Origin of the sequence: Klebsiella sp. KP20-425-1 (assembly GCF_025813515.1) — a bacterium.
Classification (GTDB): Bacteria; Pseudomonadota; Gammaproteobacteria; order Enterobacterales; family Enterobacteriaceae; genus Klebsiella; species Klebsiella pneumoniae.
This window is the reverse complement of record NZ_CP109614.1, coordinates 1,038,440-1,062,408: the sequence shown is the minus strand read 5'-3', so window position 1 is coordinate 1,062,408 and position 23,969 is coordinate 1,038,440. Positions and strand designations below refer to the sequence as shown.

The 23,969-nt window shown below is 57.2% G+C and carries 20 protein-coding genes and 1 CRISPR repeat array; of the genes, 3 read left to right on the top strand and 17 right to left on the bottom strand.

Annotated elements, in window-relative coordinates:
• Positions 1-18: 18 nt before the first annotated feature.
• From ftsB to cysG, 6 genes are all read right to left on the bottom strand, one after another.
• A complete protein-coding gene (gene ftsB, locus OHJ17_RS05270; protein WP_002915156.1) occupies positions 19-336 on the bottom strand; it encodes a cell division protein FtsB in 318 nt (105 codons plus the stop codon).
• A gap of 140 nt (positions 337-476) precedes the next feature.
• A complete protein-coding gene (locus OHJ17_RS05265; protein ID WP_002915157.1) occupies positions 477-803 on the bottom strand; it encodes a DUF3561 family protein in 327 nt (108 codons plus the stop codon).
• A gap of 50 nt (positions 804-853) precedes the next feature.
• Positions 854-1,459, bottom strand: a complete 606-nt coding sequence (gene cysC / locus OHJ17_RS05260) for an adenylyl-sulfate kinase (protein WP_002915158.1) — start codon at positions 1,457-1,459, stop codon at positions 854-856.
• Positions 1,459-2,886, bottom strand: coding sequence for a sulfate adenylyltransferase subunit CysN (gene cysN / locus OHJ17_RS05255; RefSeq protein ID WP_002915159.1), 1,428 nt, complete (start codon positions 2,884-2,886; stop codon positions 1,459-1,461). The genes cysC and cysN overlap by 1 nt, the downstream gene beginning before the upstream one ends.
• A 9-nt stretch (positions 2,887-2,895) precedes the next feature.
• The gene (gene cysD / locus OHJ17_RS05250; protein WP_002915160.1) at positions 2,896-3,804 is read right to left on the bottom strand and encodes a sulfate adenylyltransferase subunit CysD; all 909 of its coding nucleotides are present in this window, start codon (positions 3,802-3,804) and stop codon (positions 2,896-2,898) included.
• A 9-nt stretch (positions 3,805-3,813) separates the two neighbouring features.
• On the bottom strand, positions 3,814-5,220 hold the full coding sequence (cysG, locus tag OHJ17_RS05245) for a siroheme synthase CysG (RefSeq protein ID WP_072196938.1): 1,407 nt from the start codon (positions 5,218-5,220) through the stop codon (positions 3,814-3,816).
• Positions 5,221-5,466: 246 nt separating this feature from the next.
• Here cysG and OHJ17_RS05240 point away from each other — a divergent pair, with 246 nt between their 5' ends.
• The 3 genes from OHJ17_RS05240 to OHJ17_RS05230 are packed head-to-tail and all read left to right on the top strand — an operon-like array spanning position 5,467 to position 9,753.
• Entirely contained in the window at positions 5,467-6,522 is a 1,056-nt protein-coding gene (locus tag OHJ17_RS05240) for an aminopeptidase (RefSeq protein ID WP_009308506.1), read from the top strand.
• A gap of 35 nt (positions 6,523-6,557) precedes the next feature.
• The gene (locus OHJ17_RS05235) at positions 6,558-7,745 is read left to right on the top strand and encodes a DUF3142 domain-containing protein (protein ID WP_032433886.1); all 1,188 of its coding nucleotides are present in this window, start codon (positions 6,558-6,560) and stop codon (positions 7,743-7,745) included.
• Positions 7,732-9,753, top strand: coding sequence for a hypothetical protein (locus tag OHJ17_RS05230; protein ID WP_009308508.1), 2,022 nt, complete (start codon positions 7,732-7,734; stop codon positions 9,751-9,753). The genes OHJ17_RS05235 and OHJ17_RS05230 overlap by 14 nt, the downstream gene beginning before the upstream one ends.
• Positions 9,754-9,891: 138 nt before the next feature.
• Positions 9,892-10,653: a CRISPR direct-repeat array (repeat unit 29 nt; unit sequence CGGTTTATCCCCGCTGGCGCGGGGAACAC).
• A gap of 96 nt (positions 10,654-10,749) precedes the next feature.
• Here the strand turns inward: OHJ17_RS05230 and cas2e are convergent.
• From cas2e to cysJ, 11 genes are all read right to left on the bottom strand, one after another.
• On the bottom strand, positions 10,750-11,043 hold the full coding sequence (gene cas2e, locus OHJ17_RS05225; RefSeq protein WP_032433488.1) for a type I-E CRISPR-associated endoribonuclease Cas2e: 294 nt from the start codon (positions 11,041-11,043) through the stop codon (positions 10,750-10,752).
• A complete protein-coding gene (gene cas1e, locus OHJ17_RS05220; RefSeq protein ID WP_009308510.1) occupies positions 11,043-11,963 on the bottom strand; it encodes a type I-E CRISPR-associated endonuclease Cas1e in 921 nt (306 codons plus the stop codon). Before cas1e ends, cas2e begins: the two co-directional genes overlap by 1 nt.
• Positions 11,960-12,610, bottom strand: a complete 651-nt coding sequence (gene cas6e, locus OHJ17_RS05215; RefSeq protein WP_009308511.1) for a type I-E CRISPR-associated protein Cas6/Cse3/CasE — start codon at positions 12,608-12,610, stop codon at positions 11,960-11,962. The genes cas1e and cas6e overlap by 4 nt, the downstream gene beginning before the upstream one ends.
• A complete protein-coding gene (gene cas5e, locus OHJ17_RS05210; protein WP_009308512.1) occupies positions 12,592-13,338 on the bottom strand; it encodes a type I-E CRISPR-associated protein Cas5/CasD in 747 nt (248 codons plus the stop codon). The genes cas6e and cas5e overlap by 19 nt, the downstream gene beginning before the upstream one ends.
• A gap of 10 nt (positions 13,339-13,348) precedes the next feature.
• A complete protein-coding gene (gene cas7e, locus OHJ17_RS05205; protein ID WP_009308513.1) occupies positions 13,349-14,404 on the bottom strand; it encodes a type I-E CRISPR-associated protein Cas7/Cse4/CasC in 1,056 nt (351 codons plus the stop codon).
• Positions 14,405-14,422: 18 nt separating this feature from the next.
• Positions 14,423-14,965 carry a type I-E CRISPR-associated protein Cse2/CasB gene (gene casB, locus OHJ17_RS05200; RefSeq protein WP_004142782.1) on the bottom strand — a complete coding sequence of 181 codons (543 nt, stop codon included), beginning with the start codon at positions 14,963-14,965 and terminating at the stop codon, positions 14,423-14,425.
• Positions 14,962-16,518, bottom strand: a complete 1,557-nt coding sequence (gene casA / locus OHJ17_RS05195; protein WP_009486039.1) for a type I-E CRISPR-associated protein Cse1/CasA — start codon at positions 16,516-16,518, stop codon at positions 14,962-14,964. The genes casB and casA overlap by 4 nt, the downstream gene beginning before the upstream one ends.
• An 11-nt stretch (positions 16,519-16,529) precedes the next feature.
• Positions 16,530-19,193, bottom strand: a complete 2,664-nt coding sequence (locus OHJ17_RS05190; protein ID WP_032433490.1) for a CRISPR-associated helicase/endonuclease Cas3 — start codon at positions 19,191-19,193, stop codon at positions 16,530-16,532.
• 206 nt (positions 19,194-19,399) lie between these two features.
• The gene (gene cysH / locus OHJ17_RS05185; RefSeq protein ID WP_002915177.1) at positions 19,400-20,134 is read right to left on the bottom strand and encodes a phosphoadenosine phosphosulfate reductase; all 735 of its coding nucleotides are present in this window, start codon (positions 20,132-20,134) and stop codon (positions 19,400-19,402) included.
• A 98-nt stretch (positions 20,135-20,232) separates the two neighbouring features.
• Positions 20,233-21,945 (bottom strand): assimilatory sulfite reductase (NADPH) hemoprotein subunit, encoded by a 1,713-nt coding sequence (cysI, locus tag OHJ17_RS05180; protein WP_004142787.1) that lies wholly within the window; start codon positions 21,943-21,945, stop codon positions 20,233-20,235.
• The gene (cysJ, locus tag OHJ17_RS05175; RefSeq protein ID WP_023278758.1) at positions 21,945-23,744 is read right to left on the bottom strand and encodes an NADPH-dependent assimilatory sulfite reductase flavoprotein subunit; all 1,800 of its coding nucleotides are present in this window, start codon (positions 23,742-23,744) and stop codon (positions 21,945-21,947) included. The genes cysI and cysJ overlap by 1 nt, the downstream gene beginning before the upstream one ends.
• Positions 23,745-23,969 lie beyond the last annotated feature (225 nt).

Below are 23,969 nucleotides of genomic sequence, written 5' to 3'. Positions count from 1 at the left end.
TTGTAATCCTGGGCCTGGTTATCGATTGTTCTGCTGTTGCCCCGATGCCTGATTGCGTTTAGACGCATCCGGTACCAGACGATAGAAGGTTTCGCCCGGGCGGGTCATGCTGAGTTCATTGCGCGCACGCTCCTCAATCGCTTCCTGCCCGCCGTTGAGGTCGTCAATTTCGGCAAACAGCTGATCGTTGCGTGCTTTTAATTTGGCGTTAGTCGCCTGCTGGGCGGTGACGTCGTCGTTAACCCGCGTGTAGTCATGCAGGCCGTTTTTACCGAACCACAGCGAATACTGTAGCCAGACCAGCAAAGCTAATAATAGCAGCGTTAGTTTACCCATCCTGCCCCCTGAAAAACGGCATCATCATCCCAAAACTCGCCCGGGTACGCTACCGGGGCGCGCGGACGATGCCGCGTAACGCGGGGACTGTACCATATTTTTGCTGTCGATACCCATGCTTGATTCATACCAGCAACGGGTTATCCCAACAGCCAGAGGAAGAGTAGCGCAAACATCAGCCCAACGGTCAGGATGGTCGCGCTGACGCTATAGAGCAGTTTGCCATTGAGCAGAGAGTGCAGCGCAATACCGACCACCACCGCCACCGGCATCAACGCAAGGAAGAATGGCCAGGTGTAGAGGAGAAAGAAGAGTGTATTACTGCCATAGAGAAGGAAGGGAATACCCAGCGCCAGCAGCCACGAAATAAAGCCCACGGCAGCGCCCGACAAAGACCAGGTGGTCTCGTCGCCGATCGCCGGAGGCGGTTCTGAACGAATAATACTGAGGTTCTGGGTATTGCGCATATCGAATCCTGTAGACCGGGCAACCGGCACCCCTCGATGCCGCTGCCGTTTCAGGATCTGATAATATCGCTCTGTTGCAGCAGGTCTAATAGTTGGTGCACCAAATTTGTTACCAATTGTTCACCATCCAGATGAATTTCCGCCTTTTCCGGTGCCTCATAGACCGAGTCTATACCGGTGAAATTGCGTAATTCCCCTGCCCGCGCTTTCTTATACAATCCTTTCGGATCCCGCGCCTCGCAGATGGCCAGCGGGGTATCGACGAACACTTCGATAAAGCGTCCTTCCCCGAGGCGCTCGCGCACCATCTGCCGTTCCGCACGGTGCGGAGATATAAATGCCGTCAATACCACCAGCCCGGCATCGACCATCAGCCTGGCCACTTCCCCGACGCGGCGAATGTTCTCTTTGCGATCCTCATCGCTGAATCCCAGGTCGCTGCACAGGCCATGGCGCACGTTATCGCCGTCCAGCAGATAGGTGCTGACGCCGCGCTCATGCAGGGCCTCCTCCAGCGCCCCGGCGACGGTGGATTTACCCGACCCCGAAAGGCCGGTAAACCACAGCACCACGCCGCGATGGCCGTGATGCTGTTCCCGCTGCTGTTGGGTCACAGGGTGGGCATGCCAGACGACGTTTTCGTCATGCTGGGCCATTATTTGCCTCCCAGCAGGTCGCGGGCGTCCCAGTGCGGGAAATGTTTACGGATCAGCTGGTTCAGCTCCAGCTCGAAGGCGCTGTACTGTGATGCCGAAGTCGATGCCTGCAGGTGCGGCTCGTTGACCATCCCGGCGCCGACGGTGACGTTGGTCAGGCGATCGATAAAGATAAGCCCGCCGGTCACCGGGTTTTGCTGATACGGATCCAGCACTAAAGGTTCGTCAAAGGTCAGCTCCACCAGGCCGATGCCGTTCAGCGGCAGAGACTCGACTTCACGCTGGGTCAGGTTGTTAATATCGACCTGGTAGCGGATAGCGTCGACGCGAGCGCGGGTCTTCTTGCCGGCGATTTTGATGTCGTAGCTCTGGCCCGGGGTCAGCGGCTGTTCGGCCATCCACACCACGTCGATGCTGGCGCTTTGTACCGCCGGCAGCGAGGCTTGCGCGTCAACCAGCAGGTCGCCGCGACTGATGTCGATTTCATCTTTCAGCACAAGGGTAATGGCTTCGCCGGCGGCGGCTTCCTGCAGGTCGCCGTCGAAGGTGACGATACGCGCCACGCTCGATTCGACGCCCGACGGCAGCACCTTCAGACGCTGGCCAACCTGCACGGTACCGGAGGCGACCGTGCCGGAGAAGCCGCGGAAATCAAGGTTCGGACGGTTAACATACTGCACCGGGAAGCGCAGCGGCTGGCTCTCGACCACCCGCTGGATCTCCACTGTTTCGAGGACTTCCAGCAGCGTCGGGCCACTGTACCACGGCATATTCGCGCTCTGGCTGGCGACATTATCGCCTTCCAGCGCCGACAACGGCACAAAGCGGATATCAAGGTTGCCCGGCAGCTGCTCGGCAAAGGTCAGATAATCTTCCCGGATCTCGTTGAAGCGCGCTTCGCTAAACTCGACGAGATCCATTTTGTTGATCGCCACTACCAGGTGTTTAATGCCCAGCAGCGTCGAGATGAAGCTGTGACGGCGGGTCTGGTCGAGCACGCCCTTGCGCGCATCGATCAGCAGGATCGCCAGGTCGCAGGTGGACGCGCCGGTGGCCATATTGCGCGTGTACTGCTCGTGCCCCGGGGTGTCGGCGATGATAAATTTGCGCTTTTCGGTCGAGAAGTAGCGATAGGCCACGTCGATGGTGATGCCCTGCTCGCGCTCGGCCTGCAGGCCGTCCACCAGCAGCGCCAGGTCCAGCTTTTCGCCCTGGGTGCCGTGACGCTTGCTGTCGTTGTGCAGCGAAGAGAGCTGGTCTTCATAGATCTGGCGCGTATCGTGCAGCAGGCGGCCAATTAAGGTGCTTTTGCCGTCATCGACGCTGCCGCAGGTCAAAAAACGCAGCAGGCTCTTGTGCTGTTGCGCGTGCAGGTAAGCTTCTACGCCGCCTTCGTTGGCAATTTGTTGGGCAATGGTCGTGTTCATGGCGGCTCCTTAGAAATACCCCTGACGTTTCTTCAGCTCCATCGAGCCGGCCTGGTCGCGGTCAATGACGCGCCCCTGACGTTCGCTGGTGGTCGATACCAGCATCTCTTCAATAATTTCGGGTAGCGTCTGCGCTTCAGACTCCACCGCGCCGGTCAGCGGCCAGCAGCCGAGGGTACGGAAACGCACCATCCGTTTTTCAATCACCTCGCCCGGCTGCAGATCGATACGGTCGTCATCGATCATCATCAGCATACCGTCGCGCTCCAGCACCGGACGCTCAGCGGCCAGATACAGCGGCACGATTTCAATATTTTCCAGATAGATGTACTGCCAGATATCCAGCTCGGTCCAGTTGGAGAGCGGGAAGACGCGGATGCTTTCGCCTTTGTTAATCTGGCCGTTGTAGTTGTGCCACAGCTCCGGACGCTGATTTTTCGGGTCCCAGCGGTGGAAGCGGTCGCGGAAGGAGTAGATGCGCTCTTTCGCGCGGGATTTCTCTTCGTCGCGACGCGCGCCGCCGAACGCGGCGTCAAAGCCGTATTTGTTCAGCGCCTGCTTCAGCCCTTCGGTTTTCATGATATCGGTATGCTTGGCGCTGCCGTGGACAAACGGGTTGATGCCCATCGCCACCCCTTCCGGGTTTTTATGCACCAGCAGTTCACAGCCGTAGGCTTTAGCGGTCCGGTCGCGGAACTCATACATCTCACGGAATTTCCAGCCGGTATCGACGTGCAGCAGCGGGAACGGCAGGGTTCCCGGATAAAACGCTTTGCGCGCCAGATGCAGCATTACGCTGGAATCTTTCCCGATGGAGTACATCATTACCGGGTTAGAAAATTCGGCGGCCACCTCACGAATAATATGGATGCTTTCCGCCTCCAGTTGCCGCAGGTGAGTGAGTCGTTTTTGGTCCATAACCGTTCCTTAAGCCAGATTGACCACCGAAGCGTTAAACCCCTCGGCGGATGATGTATGTTGAAACCAGGCGAGCTGCTGATGCAGCTGCACCACTTCGCCTACCACCAGCAGGGAGGGCATCGGGGCGTCTTTCGCCAGGTGTTCGAGTTGTTGCAATGTGCCGGTTATCGTCTGCTGATCGTCACGGGTGCCGCGGGAAATCACCGCCACCGGCGTGTCGCTGTCGCGACCGTGGGCGATCAGCTGGGCGCTGATTTCCGCCGCCTTCATGGTGCCCATGTAGATCGCCAGCGTTTGTTGGCTCTTCGCCAGCAGCGACCAGTCGAAGGGGGCGCTGTCCGGCTTATAGTGGCCGGTGACAAAGACGGCGCTTTGCGCATAATCGCGATGGGTCAGCGGAATACCGGCGTAGGCTGTCGCTCCGGCGGCGGCGGTGACGCCCGGCACCACCTGGAACGGGATCCCCGCCTCGGCGGCAGCCTGCAGCTCTTCTGCGCCGCGGCCAAAAATAAACGGATCGCCGCCCTTCAGACGCACGACGGTTTTCCCCGCCTTCGCCGCCTCCACCAGCAGCTGATTGGTTTCATGCTGCGGCACCGAATGCTCGCCGGCGCGTTTGCCGACGCAAATAAGTTCGGCATCGCGGCGCACCAGCTCGAGAACCGGCTGAGTCACCAGATGGTCGTGGAAAACCACGTCCGCCTGCTGGATCGCCTGCAGACCGCGAAGGGTCAGCAGCCCGGCATCGCCCGGTCCGGCGCCGACCAGAATAATTTCTCCCGTCTCGCGTTCGGGCTTATCCAGCTCATCCTGCAGCGCTTTTTCCGCCTCCGCAGAGTTGCCCGCCACCATCAGGCTGGCGAAGCGGCCGGTAAAGACGCGCTCCCAGAAGCGGCGACGCGCTTCGGTGGTCGTCAGGCGGGTTTTCAGATGGTTGCGCCAGTAGCTTGCTGATTCCGCCAGCCGACCGAGATTCGTCGGCAGCAGCGCTTCGATTTTTTCACGCAGAATGCGCGACAGCACCGGCGCTTTACCGCTGGAGGAGATCGCCACCAGCAGCGGCGAACGGTCGACGATAGAAGGGAAAACAAACGAGCACAGCGCCTGGTTATCCACCACGTTGACCAACCGGTAGCGCGCGTTAGCTGCCGCAAACACCCGCTGGTTAAGCGCCTCATCCTCGGTGGCCGCAATCACCAGAAAGACATCATCCACCAGCGAGTCGCTGAATGCCGTCGCCCGCCAGCTGAGTGCCTGGCGCGCAGCCAGATCGGCCAGCGCCGGTGACAGCGTTTCAGCGACCACCTGCACCTGCGCCTGGGCGCGCAGCAGGAACTTGATCTTACGTTCAGCAATCTCGCCGCCGCCGATCACCAGCACGGGCCTTTGTTTCAGTTCGGCAAAAAGGGGCAAGTAATCCACGGTGCAACAACTCTCTTACATTCAGCGATACTGCGACTATAGGGTGCGCCTTAGAGCAAATGAAATTACGAAATGGAATGAGTTGTGACACAAAGGAATAACGCGGCGGAAATACAAATATCAAAAAGTGCTTAACGCGCTATTTTTCCGCTATTTAAGAGCAATTGAAATTGTTTAACCGCGGTCACAGTTTCATACTGTACGCGTCAAATTGTCTTGTTCGTGTAAGGACCCCTTATGTTTTCCGCGTTGTGCCGCCGTCTGCTTCCGCTGGCGCTCGGCACCGGTTTTGTTTTTGCCGCCGCCCCCGCATTCAGCGCGCTGGGCGACACCGCCAGTAGCCAGGCCCGCCATATCGCCACCGTCTTCCCGGGACGAATGACCGGAACGCCGCCGGAAATGCTCTCAGCTGACTATCTGCGCCAGCAGTTCGCCCTGATGGGGTATCAGAGCGACGTGCGAAGCTTCAATACCCGCTATATCTATACCGACAGCAATCAGCGTAAGAACTGGCATAACGCCACCGGCAGTACGGTGATCGCCGCCCATGAAGGTAAAGTGCGCCAGCAGATTATTATCATGGCACACCTCGACACCTATGCGCCGCAGAGCGATAAAGACGTGGAGAACAACCTCGGCGGCCTGACGCTGCAGGGCATCGACGACAACGCGATGGGACTTGGCGTATTGCTGGAGCTGGCGGAGCATTTAAAGAACGTCCCTACCCGCTATGGCATCCGCTTTATCGCCACCAGCGGTGAAGAGGAAGGCCGTCTCGGCGCGCAAAACCTGCTGCAGCGGATGAGCGAAGCGGAAAAGAAAAATACCCTGCTGGTGATCAATCTCGATAATCTGGTGGTGGGCGATAAGCTTTACTTCAACAGCGGCCGCAGCACGCCGGCCTCGGTGCGCAAGCTGACCCGCGACCGCGCGCTGGCTATCGCTCGCAGCAAGGGCATCGCCGCCTACACCAACCCGGGACTTAATCCGGCTTATCCGAAAGGCACCAGCTGCTGCAATGACGCCAGCGTCTTCGACAACGCCGGGATCCCGGTGCTGTCGGTCGAGGCGACTAACTGGTCACTCGGCAAAAAAGATGGCTATCAGCAGCGGAGCAAATCGGCCAGTTTCCCGCAGGGAACCAGTTGGCATGACGTCCAGCTGGATAATCAGCAGTATATCGACCACGCGCTGCCGGGGCGCATCGAACACCGCGGACGCGAGGTAGTGAAAGTCATGCTGCCGCTGGTGAAAGAGCTGGCGAAGGTGGAGAAGCCATCGTCATTAAAATAATCGGGTAGTCATCACCGGCAACAAGGATTGTCGCCATGATCAATTTACGCTGTTCGGGCGTTTTTTTTCTGCTGCTGGCTGCCAGCGCAGGCGCCCTCGCCGACAGCCAGGTCTATATCTGGCAGCGGGTCTGGAATGACCAGCATAAGACCGCGCTACAGCAAAGCCAGGCGCTGTTTGCCACTTTGCGCGTTCTGGGGATCCAGTTTCATCCTCAGGAAGGCGTCCGCCTTGCCCGCGTTAACACTTCATTATTACAGCAGGATGGCCGCCCGGTGTGGCTGGTCGTCCGCCTGGACGGCAGCCTGACGCAGCTTGATACCACCACAATGCTGCCGCAGATAAAGCGCCTTGTGACCCACTGGCGCAAGGCAGGCGTTAATCTCACCGCCATTGAAATCGATTATGATGCTCCCACTTCGCGGCTCTCCGATTATCAACGCCTCCTGATGGCCATGCGCCAGGGGCTGCCTTCAGATATTACGCTCAGCATCACGGCGCTCCCGACCTGGCTCACCTCCCCCGGACTGCGTCCTTTGCTGAAAGCGGTAGATAGCTCCGTATTGCAACTTCATAGCGTGCAATCCCCGGGGACCGGCTTGTTCGACCCGACACTGGCCCGGCGCTGGAGCAGGCAATATGCGCTTATCGCTCCTCACCCTTTTTACCTCGCGCTCCCGGCCTATGGTTCCGCGCTCATCGCTGCCCCGGGACAGCCCGCCAGCGTTGAAAGCGAGTCGCCGCTGTGGATTGCGGCTGAAAAACAAGAACTGAGCGTTTCACCGCGGCAAATCGACACGTTTACTCGCGAACTGGAACAACAGCCGCCGCATCATTTTTCAGGTATCGTCTGGTTTCGTCTGCCTCTGGATAACGATACCCGCGCCTGGTCGCTTAGTACGCTGGCGGCAGTCATCCGCCATCAGCCGTTAACCTCCCGCTGGCAGTGGCTGGCGCTTCCCGATAAGGCCAACGCCAGCGCAGAGTCCACGCTCTACGAACTGGCGATTAAAAACACAGGCAATATTGATGCCCCACTCCCGGCGAAAATAACGCTAACCACGGAAGATTGTCTGGCCGCCGACGGCGCCGGAAGCTACCGCTTTATCGAACAAACGTTTTCCCTCACCGCCCCTGCGCTGTTGCGCGCCGGGCGGACGCAAGCCATTGGTTGGGCAAGATGCTCAACGCCACCACAAGGAAAGTTTCATGTTAACCCGTAAATTACCTCTGGCCGCCTTCCTGGCGGCGACGCTTGTTGCTGCCAGCAGCCACGCCTGTGGGCCGTTTTTCCCCAACTATTTGTTAGCAGATCGCCAGGCTAATCTGCTGTATCTGCCGGAGGGGAGCTTTGCTTTAGAGAGCAGCCGCCTGGTGCTTGCCGATCCGCGACTTCCGCAATGGCGTGATACATCTGCCGACAAGCCTACCTCTCCCACGGCCGAGGAGACGCTGCTGAAGACGATCCGGGCCAGCGGTTCGTTAGCCGCCGCGGAAAAAATGGCCGCTGATCTCCCGACCGCCAGCCGCCTGTACGTGCTCGGCGCAGTGGCGTTTGCTGAACGCGATAGCCGGGCGCGTGACTATTTTCGCCAGCTTTTGGCCTTGCCCGTGGAACAACAGGGCGAGTGGGGGCTCAAGGCGCGTTATTCGCTGGCCCGCAATTTGATGCGTGATTATCCGCTTACTGATAGTCGTTCTTCTCACGGTAGTGAGCAGGAATTGCGCGAAGCCTTCGATCTCTACCAGCAGATCATTGACGCCGTTCGTGAAGGTCAGCAGGATCCGGAGCTGCTCTCGCTGGCAAGTCTTGGCCAGCAGGGACGTATCAAACACTGGCAAAGCGACCCCATTGCCGCGGCTCATCTTTATGCCCGGCAGGCGGCGCAGGGTTCCCCCAGTGGCAGCCTCTCTTTACGCTACACTGTCGACGTCCTCAACCACCCGGAAAACGAACAGTTCCTGCAACCTGGCCTGGACGATCCGGTTATTCAGCAACTGCTGATTGCGAGTTTTTTTACTCGTTCGTCCAATTTGTTGTACGAGCCGGAACCGCGGCCCTTTGATCCGACAGAGGTCAAAAATTACCATAATGAGCTGATAGCGAAGCTGGCGCAGAAAGTCGATCGCGATATGGCCGGTAGCGACCGCCTGATCGCCCTCGCCTATCGTAACGGCCAATATCCGCTGGTGACGCTGATGTTGAAAAACGCCAAAGAAAATGGGCTCACCGCCTGGGTAAGGGCCAAAATGGCGCTGCGGGCCGGTGATGTCAACGCGGCAGCGGCATGGTACGCCAAAGCCGCGGCGTCATTTCCGCCAAATGAAACCTGGGGTTTCCAGTCCTATAGTGATGACATTGTCGGCGAGGAGTTTGTTACGCCGGTCTGCCGTATTCATGCCGAGCAGGCGATACTCGCGCTCAACCGCGACGACTATCTGCAGGCAATGCGGCTGATGTATCAGGCGAAAGAAAATTACTGGCCGGATGTCGCGCACATTGCCGAACGAGTGCTCACGGTCAATGAACTCCTTGCTTTCGTGGATAAATATGTCCCGGCACCTTCTCCTTCAGCCCCTACTACGCCGAAAAATGCCGGGCGCGATAGCGCTGACGCCAGGCTACGCAACCTGCTCGCCCGACGCCTGATGCGCGCGGGCCAGTATCAAAAAGCGCTGGTCTATTTTGCGCTGGCCGAAGATCGAGACGCCGCCCGGGCGTTTATCGATGCCTTTCCGAAAAAGGGACACAAAACAGCTCAGGCGCAGGGCTGGTGGCAAGCGGCGCTAATCCTGCGTCATCAAGGGATGGAATTGACAGGCTATGAGATGGCGCCCGATTTTGCGCTGTATGGAGGCGGGTATTCATGGCCCTATTACAACCAGGGACCGGAAGATAATTCGGCCGTGACATCGTGGATAAGTGATGGCGAACGGCAACGCGTTCAGCGATCCCTGCTAAAACAGGACAGTCATTTCTTACACTATCGCTGGCAGGCGGTGACGCTGGCGGAAAAAGCGGCCGACCTGTTGCCATATAAATCACAGGCCTATGCTGCCGTGCTGTGTAATGCAACAGGATGGGTATGGGGGCGGGATGCTCAATTAACCAAACGCCTGTATCAGCGCTATGTTAAGTACGGCGCCCCGTTCCCATGGGCCGAAAATTTTGGTCGGGATTGCCCGGAGCCGGATTTTAGCGCGATCCAGGAGACGGTAAAAAAACAGTGATATCGCTAGAGCGGCAGGTAGCGATATTTATTCTCCGCAAGCTTTCGTGCCCACTCTCAGGATCGATAACGTTAGTGGACGGGCTTATCCTCGCGAATGCGGGGAACACAGTTAGTTCAGTTTCACCCAAGTGAACCCCGGTTTATCCCCGCTGGCGCGGGGAACACGTCTTCCCTGTTTGCTGCCTGCTGTCTGTCTGCGGTTTATCCCCGCTGGCGCGGGGAACACGACGGAACGGCAGTGATATCCATGACGATCACCGGTTTATCCCCGCTGGCGCGGGGAACACCACATCAGAATCCACCGGAAAACGCTCATCCCCGGTTTATCCCCGCTGGCGCGGGGAACACGCGCAGGCGTCGATAAACTCGCGCGCCATGTCCGGTTTATCCCCGCTGGCGCGGGGAACACTTTTACCGATAGCCAGCAGAGCGCGCATCGCCCGGTTTATCCCCGCTGGCGCGGGGAACACTGAATTGCGCCATTGGCAATAGAGTTAAGATCCGGTTTATCCCCGCTGGCGCGGGGAACACTATGCAATACACGCCGCCTCAGTCGTTCTGTACGGTTTATCCCCGCTGGCGCGGGGAACACTACCACGGATCATCACCAAGCAGACCAGGCAACGGTTTATCCCCGCTGGCGCGGGGAACACGCCAACATGGGGAGGGTCATCTGATGGGGTTTCCGGTTTATCCCCGCTGGCGCGGGGAACACTTCAGCAACCGTCTCAATACGGGTAAGCCTGTCGGTTTATCCCCGCTGGCGCGGGGAACACAAATTTCCCAGAATCGTGGTGCTGGCTGATTTCGGTTTATCCCCGCTGGCGCGGGGAACACGCGCTCTTCGTCGTTGCGGCGGGTGCCTGCTCCGGTTTATCCCCGCTGGCGCGGGGAACACACTAAAGATATATTACTGTTTTATAATAGCTTTTTAAGCACACAACAATTTACCAACTTTATCACAACAATCTCACATTATTAAAGAACATCCAACTCATTGATTTTCAAGGGGAAGGAATGAAACCAGTCGTAGGCCATCTAAATCTACCGGTATACGGCGGTTTTCTCCCCAGGTTTGAAACTCAAAACCTGATTCGCTGTTTGTCGCCCAGGCCATCACGACATTTCCACCGTCACTTAGCTGTATCACCTGCTGCCAGATCATTTCCCGGATCCGTTTTGAGGTATCACCAACATATACCCCAGCGCGGATCTCAAGCAGCCAGATTGCGAGCCGTCCTCGCAGGCGAGGTGGAACATTTTCCGTCACCACCATAAGCATACTCATCAGCCATGCCCTCGATGCCCTTTATCTCCCATCGACTCGGGCTCGGGTATCGCCGGCGGCAGCATATCCGGCGGTGGTTGAGGCGGTTCAATTTCGCCAGCAGACAGCACCTCTTCAATCAACGGAATCAATTTGCCTGTCAGCTTTGTACTGCGGAAAATATCGCGACAGGCCAGCCTGACTTCTTTATCCGGCTCCGCAGGATGGCTGGCGGCGATCTCAAATGCTTTTGGCACGACGGAATCAAATTTAATAATGTCAGCAATATCATAAACAAACGAAAGCGGCTTACCGCTGTGAATAAAACCGATGGCAGGCGCATAGCCTGCCGCCAGAATCGCTGCTTCAGATATACCGTATAAACACGACGTCGCTGCACTAATACACTGGTTTACAACATCCCCCCTGGCCCAGTCTTTTGGATCATAATTGCGCCCGTGCCATTTCACACCGTAGCGTTTCGCCAACAGAGCGTAGGTTTGCCGAACGCGAGATCCTTCAATACCGCGTAGCTGCTCCACAGAACGGCGCGCGGGTGGCGCTTCACGAAAACGCAGTTCATACATTTTGCGCACCACCTTCAAGCGCAAATCATCATCCAGCGCCAGCTTAGCCTGGTACAAGAGTTTGTCGGCCCGCGCGCCGCCGGGCTGGCCGGAAGAGTAAACCCGCACGCCCGCCTCCCCCACCCACACCAGCAGCGTCCCGACGGTCGAGGCCAAACGCACTGCCGCATGAGAAACCCGCGTTCCCGGCTCCAGCATAATGCAGGCCACCGATCCTACCGGGATATGCGTGCGGATCCCGGTCTTATCGATTAATACAAATGCGCCATCAAGTACATCGATCTGCCCGTACTGGAGAAAGATCATCGATGTCCGATCTTTCAGCGGGATGGGGTTTAACGGCACGAAGGTCACTCGCCATCCCCGGGTTTAATCATCATCATTCCGCAGCCAAAAGCCCGGCTTTTACCGTATCCCGACGCCAGACGCTGCAAAAATAACGCTGGATCGTTCACCACCAACATGCCGGTGTAATCCACACTGCTGAACTGAATGGTCTGGCGCGATTTTTCGCGCCGTATCTGCTGCTGACGATAAGCATCCACCACGGTCTCCGCTAAAGAAAACCCGCTTTGTTCACCTTGCCGCGTTAACCAGGCCAGCGCCGCCTGTTGCTGATGCGCCCAGATATCCCGAGGTTCAACCTGCTCTTTAACCTGGCGCTTAGCGTCCATCAGCAGATCGTGGCGCTTGCCGGCTTTACAAATCGTTGGATTTGCCCGCAAGCTAAAACACAATCTCTGGCCAGCCCGCAGTTCGGGATTAAACGAACGGCTTTGGATCTCAAAAATCTCGCTCTCAGCAGGCAGCTGTGGTGACAAAACGAAAAAGCGAAATGCGCCCTGCAACGCTTCGCGCCGATAGAGAAACTGCCGCTGTTGCCCGCCTGGAAAAAGCTGCCACAACCACTGATGCATGACATATTCACCGCGTTCCACCAGGTGCAAGAGCTGTAATGGCGAAAGCTGCGCGGTATACAACGTTATTCTTGAGAGGTACACGTTTCCTCCTTACTGAGCCAGGTTCCCTGATTCATGGAGCGCTCGCCAAACAGCCAATGCTGGCGGTTAAGCGGACAGTCGCGGCGCCGCAGTATTTTATTGGCGACTAAACCAGCATGCTCACCCTCCCACCAGCATTGATCCTGCAGCTGTCGCAGAGAAAGCCTCAGCAGGTTAAATCTTTCCTGATACTGGCGATAAGCCTGGCGAAGTACCTCTGCGGCGTGGCCTTCAAGCAGCAGCGGCATTAACGGCAGCGCCAGCGGATGACTTTTGCGTCCCAGATACAGCGGAAATACCGGGTAACGTAGCGCCTCATGCAACTGCTCCAGCGAGTAAGGCGCATCAGGCGTGACCGCCACCGCAATCATCCACCAGGCATCGGTATAATAATCGCGCCGGGAGATCAGCGCGCTGAGTAGCTCAGGATCCTGTAACTCTTCGCGGCGACTGAAATAGCGCGCCTTACGCACTTCTTTCGGCATCTGTACAGTATGATAATCCCTCGCCCAGCGCGGTTCGCTGCTGGCGCAGAGCAAAAAGGAGTAATGCTGGTTGAAGGCGTTTAACCGCTGTTCTTCTTCACGGCGGATCCCTAATGCCGCCGCCAGCAGCCCCAGCAATGCTGAACGGGAGGGTAGCTCATGGCTATGACGGACCTCGCCGGGGGCGTCCACGCCCCACGACGCCATCGGACCATGAAGCTGAAAAACCAGATATTGGCTCATTAGCCGCCCCTTACGCGCAGATGAAATCAAGCACGTCATTCATGCTTCCCTGCTTATTCATCACGTCAAAGTGCTGAAATGCCGTCTGCTGCCCGTAGACGGTATTCATATTTTCCCGCAGCGCAGTAATCCGCTGCACCGCGACATCCAGCTGATCGCCGCCATTAATGGGCTGATAAAATGCCGCCGCCAGTGAGCGTGGTTGATCGGTACCTTTTTCCGCCAGCGCCCAGGACGCATAGGCGCGGCTGGCGAAGCTGTTCTGTTTGCCGGTTGGAGAGACTTTTAGCGCCGCTTCGGTGAAGGCGCGCAGCGTTTTGTTCGCCAGTTCTTCATTACCGTTGAGGTTGTTCACCAGCAGATCTTTATCAATGCAGATATAGGTATAAAACAGCGCCGAGCCAAAACCTGTCTCCCCTAAGTGGCCCGCGCCGGCGTCTTCAGAGGCCGCGCGTAAGTCATCCACCGCCGTAAAGAAATCGTCCTCAACAATGGTTTCGCTAACGCCAAAAGCGTGCGCCACCTGGCAGGCAGCTTCAACGTTATAGGTCGGTTGGTCCGCCAGCATACGGCCAAACATCGCGATATCCACCGCCATGCGGTCATGGCGCAGCAGCGCCGCTTCTTCTTTCGTGGCCGCACGTTTTTCTTCCGCCAGGCGGTGCGCCAGCGCTTTCACGGCGTCAAACTCTGCGGGGCTAATGTGCGCCAGCTGTTCCGTTTCCGAACACTTCAGCGGATCGTTTTGATCCGCTTTAGTTTTAACTTTGCCAAAGCATTCACCAATAGCTTTGACGTAATCCACCGCTTTCCTGGGTTCAATCCCGCTCTTCACCAGAATTTCCGCGGCTTCGCGGGCGATGCGGCCGCTGCGGATGCCAATATGGCCGGCCAGTGCGTGCTCAAAAAGTTCGGAGGTACGCCATGCGCGTTTCAGGCTCTGTGAAGAGATGCGCAAACGGGTCGCCCCACCAAGCATCACCGTTTTCGGCGCGCCGGTATCGTCGCGGTTGAGGTTAGCGGCAGGATAAGCAGTCAGTAAGTGAAGCTGAATAAAAGTCGTCATTTGAAATTCCTTTTAAAATCATTCGGCATCGCCGGCCTGGTAATAGTCCAGCGCCCAGCGGATACGGATAAACTCGATTGGCCGCTGCTGACGGCGGCGGTGATTCAGTAAATCGTCTTGCTCACGACACCAGCGAAAGATATCTTCCGCCAGCGACAAGAGATTGACAGAGCCGTGGAGCAGACTTATCGCGCGACGCAGCTGGCGCAGCAGCTCATCGGGGGTTTTGACCGCCGAAAGCCGGGCAAACCTCAGTCTCGACATCACCGGGGTATCGCCCGTTTTCTGCCCCAGCTGAGCGGCGAACGTCTGGCGGTCATCAATCGTTTTGACCTGCGCCGCCAGCGCCGCCACCAGCGCCAGCGCGGTAAAACGCCACGCCTTCCCCTGGGTGTTCCACAGAGAATGTGTTTGCACCATCAGGGAGTGGAAGCCTTCCGACAGGCAGACATCGTTCAACGTCGCGCTACGCCGGAGGCTGGCCCGCAGACCGCGCTTCTCCTGCAGCTCTTCATGCCATTGGCGCAGAGTGGCCTTATGTTCATCACTTACAACATTCATTGCGCAGCCTCCTGCTTTTTAGCCCTGGCGGCTTTTGCACTCTGCTTTTCCGCCGACGTGGCGAAATATTTTTTACGCGCGGTCATGCAGCGCGCCAGGTCGTTGTTTTCATAGGGATTGGTAAAGACACGATCGTCAAAGCAGCGACGAACGAATAACCACAGCTCTCTTTGCCATTTGTCCAGCCGCTCCTGCGCGGGTTGGCCATTCTCCAGTTCGTGTATGAGGTTCAAAAAAAGCGGCTGGGTCTGGTTCCAGAAATCGATATCAATAAAGCTAAAGTCGCCGCGCGCGCCTTTGGGATCGTCAAACCATGCCTCTTTTAGCGCGCTGCGCAGCAGGCTCAGCAGGCGTGCGGCGGTTTGTGCTGCTTTGCGTAAATCCGGGATCGTGCTTTCATCCGTCAACAGCGGGAAATGATGTTCGTACCAGCAGCGAATCTTCATGTTGTCGAAGTCGGCGCCAAATCCCCATAGCCCGGCTTTGATGTTCCTGAGACCGCGTGCATTGAACACCTTCACGACCTGGGCTGGGTATTCACTGTTGCTTTCCGTCTGATTGTCCTGGCTTAACCCCAGCCAGTCGCGCCAGATAAGCCCGCCGGGCTGGGGTTTGACGGAAAAGAAGCCGCCGTCACCTTTCAGCGCCAGACGATACGGCGTGAGCGGGTGGCGCCAGCCGTCGTAGTTTATGCCGTAGTTTTTGACCGCCATCTGGCTGAGTAGCCCATCGCTTTCGCTGGCGCAGGTGTCGCAGGTCCCTGGCTGAGTGGCGGCAAAATCCAGGCGAATACGGCGGGGCATTCCCCAGTACGCCTGCAGCTTATCTACCTGCTCCGGGGTAGTGATGGCGCTGGCTTGTTCGCTGGTGCGCGTCGGAGCAAGCCACGGGAAAACGGACTCATCGTAAGCGGCAGGTAACGGCATATCCGCGGCATCCTGCGGCAGCACGTTGAGCCACAGCTTGCGCCATAGCGGCGTGAGTCGCTCCCCCTCATACTCCTGCAGTTCAATCAGCGTGGTCAGCGGCCCACCGCCGCGCAGTCCGGTGCGGTAGCCTTTGCCGCCTGCTGGCGCATTCAGCTGTAAAGAAAACAACGCCAGCGCAGCGCAGTGCGGGCAAAAAGAGTTGGTCACGCCACGTTTGATAAAATGGTCTTTATTGAATTTAGTGGTCTGCGCGCCGGGGACCTCCGGTAACAGGGAGGCAATCGACACCTTATCGCCCCCTAACGAATCGAAATCCTGCATAAACGAAGGTGTATCCGGGCCAAACTGAAAGGCAGCCTCCAGCGGCGCTAATGCCGCAACGAGCGTCTCTGCGCTTAACCCCTCTTCCCAGGTATCTTCCCAGCCATTGCGGTTTTTGGGAGCAACAGCGCACTGCAACAGTCCAATCAGAAATTGCCAGGCAGCACCTTGTAAATCTGCTCGCGTGGCGGCAATATCCACCACGTCCTCATCCGTCAGACCGACCGGCGCCAGCTTACCCGTTGTACCATCGCGGTAACGGACCGGAAGCCAGGCAGTAGTTAAAAGAGAGAAAGTATTCATGTAGTTAGCTGCTAGACCTCCATTGTTCCGATGAGTCCTTCACTGGCCGAATAACCGCAATCCGGCGAGTCTGTAACAATAATCACCACGGCGAAATCCGGGTTTTGATGCTGTTGTACACACCACTGCTGCAGCGACTTTTCAGCCAGGAGCGTGAATTCAGCTTTGTGTTTACGCCACCAGCTTTCCCGCACCCGCAGCATGCTCATTTCCCACGGATGCGCGCCGCAGGCGTAAGGCAGCAACTGTCCATCGACGTTTTTCGCCAGCCACAGCGTGATCGACTCTTCTGCCAGGCGAGTAGAGAGCTTGTCAGCCAGGAAATCACTGCTATCGGGGCTATATCCCGGCTTGAAGTTCAGGAGCATTTGGTGAGCAAACGCGCGATCGCAGTAATATTTTGCCAACTGCGCTTGCTCGGCTTTGGCTAAACCATCGGGAATAGCGATACCTTCCCCGTAGACGGATTCAATCAATAATCGGGCAGATTGTGGCATCCGAATGGCCCCCTGCTGTCGCAAAACGCGCTGCGTCAGCCACAGACGGCCGTGATCGGGATAGACATAAGCGCTGTTACGCAACGCGCTGGTCAGCCACTCTTCTTGCGGCGCTTCATCCCACTCCGGGGCGAGGATCAGCAACTGTGGCGCCGCACGCTCGTCCTCTCCGCCGATTTTCAGCCGACCGCGACGATCCCGGATATGGCGTTGAAGCCGACCCGCGCGCTGAATCAGCAAGTCGATCGGCGCTAAATCAGAGATCATGTCGTCCATATCGATATCCAGGCTCTGCTCTATGACCTGAGTGGCAATCAGCACCCTCCCCGCCCGCTGCGTGCTGTCGTCCTTGCCGAAGTGCGATAAGGTTTCCGTCTCAATTCGCTGACGGTCATAAAAGGCAAAGCGGCTATGGAATAACGAGATTTTTTCGGCGGGGATCGCGCCTCGGGCCAGCAGTTGGCGATAGATACGCACGGCGTCGTCAATGGAATTGCGTATCCAGGCGATACAGCGGCCTTCGCTGGCGGATTGTTCGATACGGGTGAGGCAGGCTTCTTCGTTATCCAGCCAGCCGATGTTCACGCTGCGCTCGACCTCTTTGCGGGTGGCGACATAGCGGGAGATCACCTCTCGCCCCGCCACCTGCGTCAGCCAGGGATAATCGTCATCACCCAGAAGCGGCGCCGCAAGCGCGCAGCCGCTACCGCGACTAAAGGAAGCAACCAACTTATCGCGCTGCTGCTGCGAGAGCGTAGCGGAAAGCAAGATAACGCAGTTGCCGCTGCGCGCCTGTTGCTCAATCAGGCTTTCCAGAATCCGCGACATATAGGCATCGTAGGCATGGATCTCATCGGCCAGCAGCACTTTATTGTCGAGTCCCAACAACCGCAGGTTGTTATGTTTAAAGGGCATGACTGCCATCAGCGCCTGATCAAGCGTGCCCACCCCCACCTCGGCCAGAAGCGCTTTTTTATTGCTGTCGGCAAACCATGCCGCGCAGCCCTGGCTGAATGGCTGTTCCTCATCAGGCTCTTCCGAACCGGAGACAGCGCCGGGCCAGATACGCTGATTAAAGCCCTCCATCAACCCGCGAGCGCTGTGCGCCAGCACCAGGCTGGGGCGCGCGTCAGACTGGTATAAGGCAAGCCACGATTGTGCCAGCCGGTCAAACATCGCATTGGCCGTCGCCATCGTCGGCAGACCGAAAAACAGCCCCTGCGCCTTTCCGGCAGACATCAAGCGGTGGGTCAGGATTAACGCCGCCTCCGTTTTGCCTGCTCCGGTAACATCTTCAAGGATAAACAGCAGCGGTCCAGGCTGGCTGATATCCAGCTCAAGCACCGCCTTCTGGAGCGGCGTAGGATGCTGGATAAAAGGAAACAATGTCTCTATTCCCGTAAATGGTGCAACAGCCGCAGCAGGAGGAAAAACATTCACTGCCTGCTCTGCCTGCGCGTTTGCCTGCCGCCAGTAGACATCAAGCGGCATTCGTTGGGAGACCCGGGGAAAAAAGCGGGTCGATGAGCCAGTCCAGTCAGCCAGTACCACCGCAGCCGAAATAAACCACGACAGGTGACTGAACAGCTCCACACCTGCATCATCATCCCAAAAGGACGGGATTTCCATGTCCGGGAATAGCGATTTAATAGCTAACAGAAAGTCATGCGCTGCTTTAATATCGGATGGATGGAAATTATCCAGAGCGCGCATCCCCACCGGCGGACGCCCGTGATGGCCAGTGGTTAAGGGCATCCACAGAGTAATTACACGCTTAAGTTTACGAATGGAAAGCGATGAGTTCGGAAATAATTCTGGACAATCGCTGAAGTGGGAATTCCATAGCCAATATCCCAGTGACGCATGGGATATTTTTTCATATGTATTTCGACTATCCTTCTGCACGCAGAGATTATCATGGGAATATAATTGTTGAAATGAACGGGAGAATTTCCCAATATCATGCCAGCATAATAGCCAGGCAAAGAATTGCGCGGCGTTTTCAATATCATTAATCCCTAAACGCCTGAAATAACCTGCCAGACCATAGATATCTCGCTTTACCATCCAGTAGCCCATTGCGGCGACATCAAGGGAATGCCAGCACAGCAGATGGTAATCATCACCCCCGCCGGGTTCTCCCTGGCGAGTTTTACCCCAGTAGTTATAAATTGACACAGCATGTCCAGTGCAGAATCGACAGTGAACTGATAATGTACGCTTTTAAGCCAATTTAAAAATGATATAACTCAAGATAGTTGTTTATTATTAACGCATATAAAATAATGGGCTACATTCACTGAATTAATAAAATAAGGATATAGTTTTTAAATATAAAAAATCCCGGAATGACCGGGATTAAATAATAGAGGAGACAACCGCGCTTAACCCTCGTGCAATCCGCACTCGCGTTTAAGCCCGAAGAACCGGGTCTCTTCTTCTGCCATGCCCGGCTCCCATTTGCGGGTGGTGTGGGTATCGCCTACCGACAGATAGCCCTGATCCCACAGCGGGTGGTACTTCAGCCCGTGCTTTTGCAGGTACTGATACACCGTGCGGTTATCCCAGTCGATAATCGGTAGCACCTTGAACACCCCGCGCTGGACCGCCAGCACCGGAAGCGTTGCCCGGCTGCCCGACTGCTCGCGGCGCAGACCGGCAAACCACGTCTGCGCATTGAGCTCTTTCAGCGCCCGGTTCATCGGCTCAACCTTGTTGATCTCATTGTATTTCTCAATGCCCTCAACGCCCTGCTCCCACAGCTTGCCGTAGCGCGCCTCCTGCCAGGCTGCGCTTTCAGCCGCGCGGTAGACCTTCAGGTTCAGCTTGAGCTTGTCCGTCAGCTCGTCAATAAATTGATAGGTTTCCGGGAACAGGTAGCCGGTATCGGTGAGGATCACCGGAATATCCGGGCGGATCTGATTCACCAGATGCAAACTGACCGCCGCCTGAATGCCAAAGCTCGACGACAGCACATAGTTTCCCGGCAGATTTTCCAGCGCCCACGCCACACGCCCTTCGGCGTCAAGCTTTTCCAGTTGGGCGTTGGTTTCCGCGAGTGCCAGAATGCGTTCCACTTTCGGCAATGCATTAAGCGCGTTTAGATCGAGTACGGACATATGAACCTCGTTTGCCTGTTTTGCCGGACGACACTGCGTTCGTCCGGCCTACGGGTTTCGCTGGCCCGGATCGCTACGCGCCACCGGGCACCAGGATGTTATTCCCAGAAATCGCGGGCTGGGTCGAGCACCGGGCGAATGATGCCCGCACGCACCGTAAAATCGCCGAAGCCTTCACCCGCTTCGCGCTCTTTCGCCCAGCGCCCTACCAGTTCGTCTAGCGAGTCGAGAATTTCCGACTCGGTAATATTCTCCCGGTACATCCGCGGGATGCGGGTGCCGTTGCGGTTACCGCCGATGTGCAGGTTATAGCGGCCCGGCGCTTTGCCCACCAGTCCCACTTCCGCCAGCATCGCGCGGCCGCAGCCGTTCGGGCAGCCGGTGACGCGGGTGACGATATGCTCATCGCTCACGCCGTGCTTGCTCATCACCCCTTCCACCTTGTCGATAAACGACGGCAGGAAACGCTCGGCTTCCGCCATCGCCAGCGGACAGGTCGGGAAGGAGACGCAGGCCATCGAGTTTTCGCGCTGCGGGGTGACGGCATTCATCAGGCCATGATCCCGCGCGAGCTTCTCGATCCGCGCCTTCTGATCTTCCGGTACGCTGGCGACAATCAGGTTCTGGTTAGCGGTGATGCGGAATTCGCCTTGATGGACCTTAGCAATCTCCAGCAGGCCAGTCTTCAGCGGACGACCCGGATAATCGAGAATGCGGCCGTTTTCAATAAACAGCGTCAGGTGCCACTTATCATCAATCCCCTTCACCCAGCCGATGCGATCGCCGCGGCCGGTAAATTCGTACGGGCGGATCGGCTCAAACTTAATGCCTGCCCGGCGCTCCACTTCCGCTTTGAAGGTTTCGACACCGACGCGCTCAAGGGTGTACTTGGTTTTCGCATTCTTACGGTCGGTACGGTTGCCCCAGTCGCGCTGGGTGGTCACAACCGCTTCCGCCACCGCCAGAGTATGCTCCAGCGGCAGATAACCGAATTCGCTCGCCGTGCGGGCGTAGGTTTTTTTGTTACCATGTTCGATAGAGAGACCGCCGCCCACCAGCAGGTTAAAGCCCACCAGCTTGCCGTTTTCGGCGATCGCCACGAAGTTCATGTCGTTGGCGTGCAGATCGATATCGTTCTGCGGCGGGATCACCACCGTGGTTTTAAACTTACGCGGCAGATAGGTCTGGCCGAGGATCGGCTCTTCGTCGGTAGTGGCGACCTTTTTCTGATCCAGCCAGATCTCGGCATAAGCGCGGGTACGCGGCAGCAGATGCTCGGAGATCTTTTTCGCCCACTCGTAGGCCTCAGCGTGCAGCTGCGACTCGTACGGGTTGGAGGTGCACAGCACGTTACGGTTCATATCGTTGGCGGTGGCCAGCGCGTCCAGCCCCACCGAGTGCAGCATCTGATGCACCGGCTTGACGTTCTTTTTCAGAATGCCGTGGAACTGAAAGGTCTGCCGGTTGGTCAGGCGAATACTGCCGTAAATGGTGTTCTCAGCGGCAAACTTATCGATCGCCTTCCACTGGGTGGTGGTGATCACCCCGCCCGGCAGACGGCAGCGGAGCAGCATCGCATGACGCGGCTCCAGCTTCTGGGCGGCGCGCTCCGCGCGGATATCGCGATCGTCCTGCTGGTACATGCCGTGGAAACGGATCAGCAGGAAGTTATCGCCTTTAAAACCGCCGGTCAGACCGTCGTTTAAATCTTCCGCAATGGTGCCGCGCAGGTAGTTGCTCTCAAGCTTCATGCGCTCGGCATCGCTCAGTTTACCTTCGACCACTAAAGGCCCCGGATGTTTTTCGCTCATTAGTAGACATCTCGCTGATAACGGCGCTCAACGCGCAGCTCACTTAAAAATTCGTCCGCCGCTTCGGCGTCCATCGCGCCGTATTCGGCAATCACTTCCAGTAAGGTGTTTTCCACGTCCTTCGCCATACGATTGGCGTCGCCGCAGACATAAATGTGGGCGCCGTCATTGATCCAGCGCCACAGCTCGGCCCCCTGCTCGCGCAGTTTGTCCTGCACATAGATTTTTTGTTGTTGATCGCGGGACCAGGCCAGATCGATACGGGTCAGCAGACCTTCCTTCACATAGCTCTGCCACTCCACCTGATAGAGGAAATCTTCGGTGAAGTGCGGGTTGCCGAAGAACAACCAGTTCTTGCCTTGCGCTCCGTCCGCAGCGCGCTGCTGCATAAAGGCGCGGAACGGCGCAATACCGGTGCCCGGGCCAATCATGATCACCGGGGTCTCCGGGTTGACTGGCAGACGGAAGTTGTCGTTGTGTTCGATAAAGACACGGACTTCGCCATCCTCTTCCACGCGGTCGGCGAGGAAGCTGGAGGCGCCGCCAGCCCGGGCGCGGCCTTCAATTTCATAGCGCACCACGCCCACGGTGACATGCACCTCGCTCTCCACTTCCGCCTGTGAGGAAGCAATGGAGTACAGGCGCGGCGTCAGCGGACGCAGCAGACCGATTAACGCCTCGGCGTCCAGCTGCGCTGGAGAGAAACGGACCATATCGACGATCGGCGTCGCGGCGGCATACTGCTGCAACTGAGCTTTATCGCCCACCAGCGGCAGCAGCGATTCGCTGCGCGTCAGGGTGGCGTAATTTTCAACGATAGTCGCGGTGTTAACCGTCAGCTCAAAATGCCACTGCAGGGCTTCCGACAGCGGCAGAGTTTTGCCCTCAACGGTCACCGGCTCGTCGCCTTTCAGCCACAGCAGCTCCACCAGCTCTTTCACCAGCTGAGGATCGTTATGGTACCAGACGCCCAGGGCGTCGCCCGGCTGATAGCGCAGACCGGAATCACCGAGGTCTATTTCGATATGGCGCACATCTTTTTCTGAATTGCGGCCGGTGATTTTCTGATTGACCGACAGGGTCGCCGTCAGGGGCGCTTCTTTGGTATATGGGCTGGTGTGAATATCGTTCACCGCGCCGCTGGTGGCCAGCTGAGCGGGCGCAGCGACCGGCGCACGGGCCTTCAGCGCCTCAACCACGCGCGCGCGCCATTCAGCGGCCGCGGCCTGATATTCAACGTCGGCATCAACGCGATCGAGCAGACGTTCCGCGCCGAGCTCGGCCAGCTTGTTGTCGAAATCTTTGCCGGACTGACAGAAAAATTCATAAGAGGTATCGCCGAGACCAAAGACGGCGAACGCGGTCCCGTCCAGCTTCGGCGCTTTCTTAGAGAACAGGAACTTATGCAATGCGACCGCTTCTTCCGGCGGCTCTCCTTCCCCCTGGGTGGACGTTACAACCACCAGCAGTTTTTCCGCAGCAATTTGTTTGAATTTATAATCGCCTGCATTCACCAGCTTCACGTTCAGCTTCGCCGCCAGCAGATCGTCACGCAGCGCTTCGGCGACGCGGCGGGCGTTGCCGGTTTGCGAGGCGGAAATCAGCGTGATCGTCGGTACCTCGGCGGCCGGGGCGGGGGCGGCTACCGCCGCACCGGACTGCTGATTCAGCACGCCCCAGAAATAGCCAGATACCCAGGCGAGCTGAGTGGGCGTGAAGTCAGTGGTGGCCGCCTGAAGGCGCGCCAGTTGCTCCGGGTTGAGCGGCAGAAAGTTGGAAGGTGGGGCCTGTGTCGTCATGCGTCGTTTGTTCCAGTAAGCAAAGCTGTTATTCGCACCCTGTCAGCGCGACAAAAACAGAAGAGAATAGAAGGTTAACGGCGGGCATAGTAACAATTAAAGAAGGGATAGAAATAATAAATAACCAAATGGACTAACCTGTTTTAGTTGTAGTTATTAACAACAAAATCGATTAAATAAGTAATTGAAATATAATAGATTAAATCAAATAAAGCAGATAAACAT

What these genes read in the sequence shown, in the direction of transcription:
- ftsB (WP_002915156.1), bottom strand. Translation starts at nt 336, where the DNA reads ATGGGTAAACTAACGCTGCTATTATTAGCTTTGCTGGTCTGGCTACAG.
- OHJ17_RS05265 (WP_002915157.1), bottom strand. Translation starts at nt 803, where the DNA reads ATGCGCAATACCCAGAACCTCAGTATTATTCGTTCAGAACCGCCTCCG.
- cysC (WP_002915158.1), bottom strand. Translation starts at nt 1,459, where the DNA reads ATGGCCCAGCATGACGAAAACGTCGTCTGGCATGCCCACCCTGTGACC.
- cysN (WP_002915159.1), bottom strand. Translation starts at nt 2,886, where the DNA reads ATGAACACGACCATTGCCCAACAAATTGCCAACGAAGGCGGCGTAGAA.
- cysD (WP_002915160.1), bottom strand. Translation starts at nt 3,804, where the DNA reads ATGGACCAAAAACGACTCACTCACCTGCGGCAACTGGAGGCGGAAAGC.
- OHJ17_RS05240 (WP_009308506.1), top strand. Translation starts at nt 5,467, where the DNA reads ATGTTTTCCGCGTTGTGCCGCCGTCTGCTTCCGCTGGCGCTCGGCACC.
- OHJ17_RS05235 (WP_032433886.1), top strand. Translation starts at nt 6,558, where the DNA reads ATGATCAATTTACGCTGTTCGGGCGTTTTTTTTCTGCTGCTGGCTGCC.
- OHJ17_RS05230 (WP_009308508.1), top strand. Translation starts at nt 7,732, where the DNA reads ATGTTAACCCGTAAATTACCTCTGGCCGCCTTCCTGGCGGCGACGCTT.
- cas2e (WP_032433488.1), bottom strand. Translation starts at nt 11,043, where the DNA reads ATGAGTATGCTTATGGTGGTGACGGAAAATGTTCCACCTCGCCTGCGA.
- cas5e (WP_009308512.1), bottom strand. Translation starts at nt 13,338, where the DNA reads ATGAGCCAATATCTGGTTTTTCAGCTTCATGGTCCGATGGCGTCGTGG.
- cas7e (WP_009308513.1), bottom strand. Translation starts at nt 14,404, where the DNA reads ATGACGACTTTTATTCAGCTTCACTTACTGACTGCTTATCCTGCCGCT.
- casB (WP_004142782.1), bottom strand. Translation starts at nt 14,965, where the DNA reads ATGAATGTTGTAAGTGATGAACATAAGGCCACTCTGCGCCAATGGCAT.
- casA (WP_009486039.1), bottom strand. Translation starts at nt 16,518, where the DNA reads ATGAATACTTTCTCTCTTTTAACTACTGCCTGGCTTCCGGTCCGTTAC.
- cysH (WP_002915177.1), bottom strand. Translation starts at nt 20,134, where the DNA reads ATGTCCGTACTCGATCTAAACGCGCTTAATGCATTGCCGAAAGTGGAA.
- cysI (WP_004142787.1), bottom strand. Translation starts at nt 21,945, where the DNA reads ATGAGCGAAAAACATCCGGGGCCTTTAGTGGTCGAAGGTAAACTGAGC.
- cysJ (WP_023278758.1), bottom strand. Translation starts at nt 23,744, where the DNA reads ATGACGACACAGGCCCCACCTTCCAACTTTCTGCCGCTCAACCCGGAG.